We start from the raw sequence: 8,535 nt of genomic DNA on the forward strand, positions 1-8,535 counted from the left end.
GATGGTCTTGTGGTAAAATGCAAGCAAGTTCTAGTGGTAAAGTCGTTTGATTTGTGTTATAGTGAATGTGCATGGGATAGCCTCTCTAAATGGTTTATTGGGCAATTCTATTTTAGCAAGACTATCGCAATCATGCAAAAAGCAACGGCAAATCCGTTGCTTTTTTTGTAGCAAAGGGACTATTGTCCCAGACTCTTAAGTATTGTTTAATGTCCCCTGCCGGAATCGAACCAGCAACTACTCCTTAGGAGGGAGTTGTTATATCCATTGAACTAAGGGGACTAGAGAAAAACTCTGCCAAGTGACAGAGTCATTTCTAAGATTAGCGACGGATTTCTTTGATACGCGCTGCTTTACCTTGCAATGCACGAAGGTAGTACAATTTAGCACGACGAACTTTACCGTAACGAACGACTTCAATCTTATCAACACGTGGTGTGTGGATTGGGAAAGTACGTTCAACACCTACACCGTTAGAAATCTTACGAACTGTGTAGTTTTCTGAGATGCCAGCACCTTTACGAGAGATAACCACACCTTCAAAGATCTGGATACGTTCGCGAGTTCCTTCGACAACTTTCGCGTGAACGCGGACAGTGTCACCAGGGCGAAATGCAGGGATATCAGTACGAAGTTGACCTTCAGTCAAGCTTTGGATTAATGGATTCATTTTTCTACTCCTATCTTACTAATCTTAAGGTTCTGGACCGCAGCGGATTAGCCGTTTTTTTGTGCTTCCATTAGGCACAAAGTATATTATATCAAAATTTTAAAAAATGTAAAGAATTTTAGATGAAAATTCCTAAAAGAATCGCTAAAAATCCTAAAAGGTAGGTCAGCATCAGATAGAGGGTAAATTTCTTCTTATCTGAAAATAGCTCTGTTAATTCAGCATTAAAGGTGGAAAGAGTTGTTAAACCGCCACAGAAACCTGTTGCCAAAATGGTATACAGTTGCTTATCTTGGATATGATTATAAAAATATCCAATCAAAAAGGCTCCCAATACATTAGCCATCAAGGTACCTACTGGCAGAGCAGCCCTGCTATTGACCTTAGAAAAAAAGTAACGGACAAGAGCTCCTAGACCGCAAGTAATGAGCAAAAACCAAATCATGCGGCCACCTTCCTTCCAGCCCATAAAGCAATGCAAAGGCTACCGCCGATACTCAAGGCTAGATATAAGAGTAACTCAAGATAATGGCCTAAACCCAGTAATTTGAGTGAGTCTAAAAGAAGACCCGAAAAAGTCGTCAAGCCGCCACAAAATCCTGTCGACAAAGCTAGGAGCAAACGTTTGGTAACCTGCTTGCTTGTTAAATAACCTTTAATCAAATAGATTAGTAGGACGGTTCCTAAATAGTTGACTAAAAGCGTGGCCAGTGGAAAATGCCCTGTAAATGTAATCAATAAAGAAGCCTGATATCGAAGCCAACCGCCTAGCATGGCTGCCAAGAAAATAGCCAGAGAGTTTTTTATTTCTTTCATCTGATTTGCTGCTTCTGAAAGGTACGAGAATGTTTCAGAATATCTGAAAAGGTCGCAACGATAGCTGCTTGATAGTCCTTATTTTCCACTTTATCCGCAACCCTAGAAATAATCACTTCTTCGCGCTTATTATCCAAAACAGCCTTTCCAGTCGATTTTTTAAAATCCACTACTTGTCCAACTAGATTCATGCGCTTTTCCAGCAAGGCAACTAGGGCATCGTCCACTCGGTCAATTTCCTGTCTAATTTCTTCTAAATTCATCAGCTTCCTCCTTGTGTTCTATCTATCATATCAAAAATTAGGAAAATGTTCTAGCATTACTCCAAATAAACAGCAAGGTCAAATAATTGAAAATTCCTATTATCTCACTTGATTTTGCCTCCCATACGCAACCTAAAACAGTCCCCCGGACCTTAGATTAAGGGGAACTCGCAAAGGCGAGTCCTTATCTACAGATTAAAAAGGTTCCCCGAACCTTATTAAAGAGCACTCGCTTAACCGAGTGCTTATCCACAACCTAAAACAGTCCCCCAGACTGTTTTAGCCAACTGAGCCTTCCATACTCATGTTGATGAGTTGGTTGAGTTCGACGGCGTATTCCATTGGAAGTTCTTTGGTAATGGGTTCCATAAATCCGTTGATAATCATAGCCGTGGCTTCTTCTTCACTGATACCTCGGCTCATCAGGTAATAGAGCTGATCTTCCGACACTTTGGAGACTTTGGCTTCATGTTCTAAAGTAACATTGGAATTATGGATTTCATTAAAAGGAATGGTGTCAGAGCTGGACTCGCCGTCCATGAGAATGGTATCACACTCGATATGAGATTTGGAGCCAGCACTATTCTTACCAAAGCGAACCTGGCCACGATAGTCTGTCTTGCCGCCATCTTTGGCCACCGATTTGGAAATCAAGGTACTGGATGTCTTAGGAGCATTGTGAAAGACCTTGCAGCCCGCATCCAAATGCTGACCGTAGTTTGCAAAAGACATGGAAAGGACAGAAGTCCTTGCATTTCGACCATTGAGAATACTGCAAGGATATTTCATATTGACCTTACTGCCCAGATTACCATCAATCCACTCCAAGGTACCGCCTTCTTCGACAATGCCCCGCTCCGTGACCAGATTATAGACATTGTCCGACCAGTTTTGAATGGTCGTATAACGGAAAAAAGCGTCCTTTTTGACAATGATTTCGACTGTCGCAGCGTGCAGACTGTTTGTCGTATAAGTCGGTGCTGTACAACCCTCGATATACTGGATAGATGCCCCCTCCTCAATAATCATCAAGGAGCGTTCAAATTGACCAGCATTTTCACCATTAATCCGGAAATAAGTCTGAACAGGAATTTGGCACTGGACATTCTTGGGCACATAGATAAAGGTGCCGCCCGACCAAACAGCTCCATTTAAAGCAGCAAACTTATGTTCTGCATTTGAAACCACTGTCCCGAAATATTGCTTGACCAAGTCTGGATATTCCTGAACAGCTGTATCCGTATCGGTGAAGATAATGCCCTGTTTGGCAAACTCCTCCTTCATATTGTGGTAAACCACTTCCGACTCATACTGGGCCACTGCACCAGATAGGAACTCCCTTTCAGCCTGAGGAATGCCTAAACGTTCAAAGGTTTTCTTAATCTCATCTGGCACTTCATCCCAGCTGCGAGCTCTCTCTCCGGTCAGCTTTTGATAATAGATAATGTCATCAAAACGAATACCTGACAAATCCGGGCCAAAGTCGGGCATGGGCAGCTTATGAAAGAGTTCCAAGGAGTGCAGACGATAGTCCAGCATCCACTGAGGTTCATTCTTGATTTCTGAGATTTCTCGAACCACTTCTTCGGTCAGACCTTTACCAGTTGAAAAGAGCGGCTTAACATCATCATGAAAGCCAAAGGCATAGTCGCGTTCTTTCATAGATGGTCCTCCTTTGTACTATGGATAGCGCTTACCTATATTATACTCCTAATCATGAGAATTGTCAGAAAATAAGAGTTGTGCAAAACAAAAACGGCCGTAGCCGTTTCCCATATTTATCATTCTAAACTTTATTAACCAACTCTTCCGCAAAAGCTTCTAGACGCTCAATATCTTCGTCCTCAGCTGACAAATCCACTTTGACACTTTCCGCGCCTTTTTCAGCACCTGTGCCAGCAAAAACTGCTTCAAAATCATCTACAGCTTTACAGAATTCATCATAGAAAGTATCTCCAGAACCAACTACTCCATAGACCTTACCAGACAAATCTAGTCCAGACAAGTCTTCATAGAAGTCCATCATCTCATCAGGCAGCTCGCCATCTCCATAAGTATAGGTCGCTACAATCGTAATATCTGCTTCCAAGAAATCTTCTGCATCGACAGTGGTACACTCATCCACTTCAACTTCTACATCCAGTTCTCTTAGCTTATCCGCCACAATATCGGCAATTTCTTCGGTGTTTCCAGTCATGCTGGCAAATACAATTTTCGCTAAGGTCATAGTTTCCTCCAAATTATAATCTTCATTCATTATAACACATCTTTTTTATTTTAAAAATAAAAACTCTTATGCTATAATAAATAGAGAAAGTCTACGAGGTTAGCTATGAATACCTACAACAAAATTTTGAAAAAAATCAAGGAATACGATAAAATCGTCATCCATCGTCATGTTAGACCCGATCCAGACGCTATTGGCAGTCAGGTCGGCCTGCAAAAACTCCTCCAGCTCAACTTCCCAGAAAAATCTATCAAAGTAGCTGGTTACGACGAGCCAACCCTTACTTGGCTGGCCAAGATGGACCAAGTGACAGATGCTGACTATGAACAGGCCCTTGTAATCGTTTGTGATACGGCTAACACGCCCCGTATTGATGATCAACGCTACAATAAGGGGGACTTCTTGATTAAAATTGACCATCACCCCAACGATGATGCTTACGGAGATCTTCGTCTGGTCGATACAGCTTCCAGCAGCGCCAGTGAGATCATCGCTCTTTTCGCCTTTGAAAACCGTTTAGAGGTAAATGACTACATAGCCAAGCTCCTCTATGCTGGAATTATCGGCGACACAGGACGTTTCCTTTATCCGACCACCAGCTCCCGCACATTTGAAGTAGCTGCAAAACTCCGCCAATATCCCTTTAATTTTTCCGAACTCTCCCGTAAAATGGATTCCATCACTTATCGAGTTGCTAAACTACAAGGCTATGTTTATGATAATCTGGAAATTGATGAAAATGGTGCTGCGCGAATTATCCTATCACAGCAACTACTACAAGACAATCACCTGACAGATGCAGATACCTCAGCTATCGTAGCTGCACCTGGACGCATCGAAGATGTCCGGATGTGGGCAATCTTTGTCGAGCAATCGGATGGACATTACCGTGTCCGCATGCGCAGTAAGTTCACCCCAATCAATGAAATTGCTAAGCAACACCACGGCGGTGGCCACCCACTTGCTAGCGGCGCCAAGGCCTTTTCAAAAGACGAAGTAGAATTGATTTACCAAAAATTAAAGGAAACTGCAAAAAAGTAAGAAAATCATCCAAAAGGCTTGTCAAATGGAGCATAATTTGATAAACTATCAAAGTAACGAATCTATGGCTCGCAAAGAGACCATGGCAGAAAGGATTTTTTAAAAATGAGAAAAGACATTCACCCAGAATACCGCCCAGTTGTATTCATGGACACTACTACTGGCTACAAGTTCCTTAGCGGTTCAACTAAGCGTTCTAACGAAACTGTTGAATTCGAAGGCGAAACTTACCCATTGATCCGTGTCGAAATTTCATCAGACTCACACCCATTCTATACTGGACGTCAAAAGTTCACTCAAGCAGATGGACGTGTGGATCGTTTCAACAAAAAATACGGTCTCAAATAAGAACCGTATTGACATTACAAAGAATGTTGATCCAAAGCCATTTCCGAGAAATCGGGATGGCTTTTTTGCGGTTTGATTTTTGCTAGCTAAGACTGATTTCCCTCACTGTCACCCGATATAGTTGACAAAAAGCCTAAAAAAGCTTAGAACCCTTACAAACGGTTCTAAGCTTTTTTTTCTTATAGATAATCAACTGTGGAATCAGTTCGCTGAAGCACCCGAGGTTTTTAATCTACGTAATTTCCACCTGTAAAGCCGTAATACTCTTCCAATGATAGACCAGACTCCGCTATTTCCTTGGCTTCTTTCCCAATATAACGCAAATGCCAACTTTCTGGCATATAGCCTGTAGAAGATTCCTTCCCGACTTGATAACGCACGACAAAGCCATATTTATGAGCATTATCCAAGAGCCACTGGCTTGCTCCAGCTTCTTGCACTAGATTTCCACTGCTATCAATCAAATCAAAGGCCAGGCCTGACTGGTGCTCACTATAACCAGGTCTTGCTGAATATCGGTCTGCCGCTGCCTGACCATCTTGATTGACATAGCTTTGATAGAGACCGACTTGTGTCTCATAACTACGAAAACCACTGTACTGATCACTGATGGCGTAGCCCTGAGCCCGCATGGCAGCAATTAATTTTAATAATTCTGATTTTGCTGTGGCATCTTCCCCAGGATTATAGTTGGGAGACAAAGGATAATGTTTATTAACAATAACAATTTCATCATACTTCCCTTTTATACTATAGTAACTTCCATTGTAAGAAACACCTTTATCTATGGTCTTAACTTGACCAGAATGAGCCTTTTCTGCCTCATTCTCTCCTGATTTATCTGTACTATTAGAGCTAATTTGAGATTCATTAGAAGACTCACTCACTTTAGTAGAGAGCTCTTTACTAGTTTCACCGCTGTCTTCAGTTTTTTTATGAGAAGAACAAGCTCCTAGAGTTAGTATCGTTAAACTGAGTAACATTAATTTTGTATATTTGCTCATCATCTTCTACTCCTCTGATACTTGTATATCATAAATAACAAAGCTATTTCCTACTGGCTTGAGGTAGTAAACCTTGTTCTTACGATTGACGCTGTTTGGTGTGTTATCAATATAATACACTGTAAAATCTTCATAGGTCGTGACAATATAGGAACCCTTTTCTTCTCTGACTTCTCGAATTTCAAGAGCTCCCGGCTTGTAGTAATCGATCTTCGCCTTCTGGACTCCACCACCGGTAGTCCAGTTAACCATTTCTTTATAGGCAGCACTAGAGGTATCATAATATTTAGAGAAATAGTTAGAGCGACTGGAAACTGAGTCGAATACTGCGCTCCGATAATCACTAAGAAAAATAGAAATCTGAGCTTTTTTCTCTTCCTGTTTCCGTTTTTCCTCTTCTTTAGCTTTTTGACTTGCTTCCACTTCCTTGATACGTTTGACAACATCGTTAGATACTGTAAGAACAACTTCAATTCTATCATCTTTTGCTACTACTTTTTCCTTATTTGTAGTGAAACTGACATCATTAATAAAAAAATTAGCATAAACTTCTAATTCCTGATCAGGGATGACCTGAACTTCAGGAGACAGACTGTCGCCAGCTTCCTTGCCATTGACGATAATCTTATATGCTGTCGCTGTTGAAGTTTCCTTCGGCATAGTGATATTGAGCTGTTTCTTTTCAGATTTGAGGCTGAGATCCAGCTGATTGTCCTTAGCCTTGTCCAAATCTAGCTTTATCTTGGTTTCAACATTGCCAATCTCCGTTTTTCCTTTGAGAAGAAAGTCCTGCTCGGTAAAATGGAAATCACCTATTTCAATCTGCGTATCCTTTTTCAAGTTAATTGTTTCTTTATCGCCGGGTTTGATAGTCGCCCCATCAAGATTCGTCGTGATACGGACCTTGACCGAATAGACAAGCATTCGATACTCTTGAAAGATTCCGAACTTTTTGCTTGTTTTAGCAACACCGAGGATTTGATTGTCATTTTCATCAGTGAAACTAGACTCACCATTGGATTTTTCAATATTGCTCAACTCAGTCTCGATATTAATATCTTTCCGGTTCAGATAAGAGATCAGATTCTTGGCTTCTGCCCGAGTCCATCTATCACTATCTGTGGAGAGCAGACTAGCTACTTGGTCATAATTCTTATTCTTGATTGCCATGGCAAATTTATCCGTCACCGCTTTAACTCCAGTAACCGAGCTAAGGTAAAAGAAGGATCCTATCAGGGAAATCAAGATCAGTAAGCCCAAGCCGGATAAGACCACTTTTTTCTTAAAAATCTGCTTTTTGTCCTTTTTAATATCCAGCTGGCTTGAATTGTTTTTTTCAGTCAATTTCGAATGAATTGGAATTGACGAGAAACCTTGACTTTGAGCCATCTGAAACTCTTCTGGACTAGGCTGTCGCTTAAAAGCCTCTTGAAAGGCTGTCAGCCAGATTTCCTGAGGGGCAGCTACCTGCTCAGAAGTTTGCTTGAGAGTAGACTCCTGAGCTGGCTCAAATGCTGCATGTTCATCAACTTTCTCCTTGTCAGGAATGTCTTCTGGAGTTATTTCACTATTTGTTGGCTGTTCACTGCTTTTCTGTGAGCGGCCAGCAATGGATTGAATGCTTTTCAAGTCGAAGTCTACCGCCTTAGCAGCCATAAATTCCTCAGGGCTAGGTTTGCGACCAATAACCCCTTCAAAAAGTTCCACCCATTTTTCTTTTGTTGCCATCATATTCTCCCTTGTTTAGTCTCTTTTATAGTCCGCTAAGCATTACCATAGAAATTAAGCCACAGATAAAGACAATCACTCCATTTACCACAATAGCTAGCAGGTATTTGTAGAATGGATCTAAATTAGAATTGTTCTTAGAGAAAATAAGAGCAAAGGTGGCGCCGATACCTACTAAAAGAATAGCAGCAGCATTCAGTAAGATACCCAAAGCCAGCGCTTCTAAAAGATTCATCAATACCGCTAGTGTGATGATTGGTAAAACAATTGCATAAAGACGGCCATACCAGTCAAAAGCTTTGTTAAAGGTAAAGCTATCATCTCTGTAAATCAAGCGTTTCACGACAAAACCGCCTAGGATAATGGAGAAAATAGAAAAAGCTGCTGATAAAACGGACAGGAAGAAATGCTTGAAATCAAACGACGCACTGCCAGCTA

At 41.3% G+C, this 8,535-nt stretch carries 11 protein-coding genes, 1 tRNA gene and 1 pseudogene; 3 read left to right on the top strand and 10 right to left on the bottom strand.

Going from position 1 to position 8,535, the window contains the following annotated elements; genetic code table 11:
* Nucleotides 1–51: 51 nt before the first annotated feature.
* A pseudogene (locus tag STRDD04_RS11615) lies at nt 52–248 on the top strand (hypothetical protein).
* Here STRDD04_RS11615 and STRDD04_RS00825 read toward each other — a convergent pair.
* The 7 genes from STRDD04_RS00825 to STRDD04_RS00855 form a co-directional block, all read right to left on the bottom strand.
* Nucleotides 211–282, bottom strand: a tRNA-Arg gene (locus STRDD04_RS00825). The pseudogene STRDD04_RS11615 and the gene STRDD04_RS00825 sit on opposite strands and share 38 nt — an antisense overlap.
* 40 nt (nt 283–322) lie before the next feature.
* Entirely contained in the window at nt 323–670 is a 348-nt protein-coding gene (gene rplS, locus STRDD04_RS00830) for a 50S ribosomal protein L19 (protein ID WP_037618036.1), read from the bottom strand.
* A gap of 118 nt (nt 671–788) precedes the next feature.
* Nucleotides 789–1,115, bottom strand: coding sequence for a fluoride efflux transporter CrcB (gene crcB / locus STRDD04_RS00835; protein WP_062198517.1), 327 nt, complete (start codon nt 1,113–1,115; stop codon nt 789–791).
* A complete protein-coding gene (crcB, locus tag STRDD04_RS00840) occupies nt 1,112–1,486 on the bottom strand; it encodes a fluoride efflux transporter CrcB (RefSeq protein WP_062198519.1) in 375 nt (124 codons plus the stop codon). Before crcB (STRDD04_RS00840) ends, crcB (STRDD04_RS00835) begins: the two co-directional genes overlap by 4 nt.
* Entirely contained in the window at nt 1,483–1,749 is a 267-nt protein-coding gene (locus STRDD04_RS00845; RefSeq protein ID WP_062198521.1) for a chorismate mutase, read from the bottom strand. Before STRDD04_RS00845 ends, crcB (STRDD04_RS00840) begins: the two co-directional genes overlap by 4 nt.
* Before the next feature lie 279 nt (nt 1,750–2,028).
* Complete coding sequence (gene sufB / locus STRDD04_RS00850) at nt 2,029–3,411, bottom strand: Fe-S cluster assembly protein SufB (protein ID WP_062198523.1); 1,383 nt, start codon at nt 3,409–3,411, stop codon at nt 2,029–2,031.
* 124 nt (nt 3,412–3,535) lie between these two features.
* On the bottom strand, nt 3,536–3,976 hold the full coding sequence (locus tag STRDD04_RS00855; protein ID WP_062199183.1) for a flavodoxin: 441 nt from the start codon (nt 3,974–3,976) through the stop codon (nt 3,536–3,538).
* A 105-nt stretch (nt 3,977–4,081) separates the two neighbouring features.
* Between STRDD04_RS00855 and STRDD04_RS00860 the strand changes: the two genes are divergently transcribed.
* Nucleotides 4,082–5,017: a DHH family phosphoesterase gene (locus STRDD04_RS00860; RefSeq protein WP_062198525.1), complete on the top strand. Its 936-nt coding sequence runs from the start codon at nt 4,082–4,084 to the stop codon at nt 5,015–5,017.
* 105 nt (nt 5,018–5,122) lie between these two features.
* Complete coding sequence (locus STRDD04_RS00865; protein WP_005590635.1) at nt 5,123–5,365, top strand: type B 50S ribosomal protein L31; 243 nt, start codon at nt 5,123–5,125, stop codon at nt 5,363–5,365.
* Between the two features lie 227 nt (nt 5,366–5,592).
* Here the strand turns inward: STRDD04_RS00865 and ldcB are convergent, their stop codons facing one another.
* The 3 genes from ldcB to STRDD04_RS11080 all read right to left on the bottom strand — a co-directional run.
* Nucleotides 5,593–6,372: an LD-carboxypeptidase LdcB/DacB gene (ldcB, locus tag STRDD04_RS00870; protein ID WP_062198527.1), complete on the bottom strand. Its 780-nt coding sequence runs from the start codon at nt 6,370–6,372 to the stop codon at nt 5,593–5,595.
* A gap of 3 nt (nt 6,373–6,375) precedes the next feature.
* The gene (locus tag STRDD04_RS00875; protein ID WP_062198529.1) at nt 6,376–8,097 is read right to left on the bottom strand and encodes a TcaA second domain-containing protein; all 1,722 of its coding nucleotides are present in this window, start codon (nt 8,095–8,097) and stop codon (nt 6,376–6,378) included.
* A gap of 25 nt (nt 8,098–8,122) precedes the next feature.
* Nucleotides 8,123–8,535, bottom strand: a 413-nt coding sequence (locus STRDD04_RS11080; protein WP_331710259.1) for a DUF6574 domain-containing protein, incomplete at its 5' end; no start/stop codon positions are given.

It is taken from the genome of Streptococcus sp. DD04 (genome assembly GCF_001578725.1).
Lineage (GTDB): Bacteria > Bacillota > Bacilli > Lactobacillales > Streptococcaceae > Streptococcus > Streptococcus sinensis.

Coding starts and splice junctions, on each gene's coding strand:
- STRDD04_RS00855 (WP_062199183.1), bottom strand. CDS start 3,976: ATGACCTTAGCGAAAATTGTATTTGCCAGCATGACTGGAAACACCGAA.
- rplS (WP_037618036.1), bottom strand. CDS start 670: ATGAATCCATTAATCCAAAGCTTGACTGAAGGTCAACTTCGTACTGAT.
- STRDD04_RS00875 (WP_062198529.1), bottom strand. CDS start 8,097: ATGGCAACAAAAGAAAAATGGGTGGAACTTTTTGAAGGGGTTATTGGT.
- ldcB (WP_062198527.1), bottom strand. CDS start 6,372: ATGATGAGCAAATATACAAAATTAATGTTACTCAGTTTAACGATACTA.
- crcB (WP_062198519.1), bottom strand. CDS start 1,486: ATGAAAGAAATAAAAAACTCTCTGGCTATTTTCTTGGCAGCCATGCTA.
- STRDD04_RS00865 (WP_005590635.1), top strand. CDS start 5,123: ATGAGAAAAGACATTCACCCAGAATACCGCCCAGTTGTATTCATGGAC.
- crcB (WP_062198517.1), bottom strand. CDS start 1,115: ATGATTTGGTTTTTGCTCATTACTTGCGGTCTAGGAGCTCTTGTCCGT.
- sufB (WP_062198523.1), bottom strand. CDS start 3,411: ATGAAAGAACGCGACTATGCCTTTGGCTTTCATGATGATGTTAAGCCG.
- STRDD04_RS00860 (WP_062198525.1), top strand. CDS start 4,082: ATGAATACCTACAACAAAATTTTGAAAAAAATCAAGGAATACGATAAA.
- STRDD04_RS00845 (WP_062198521.1), bottom strand. CDS start 1,749: ATGAATTTAGAAGAAATTAGACAGGAAATTGACCGAGTGGACGATGCC.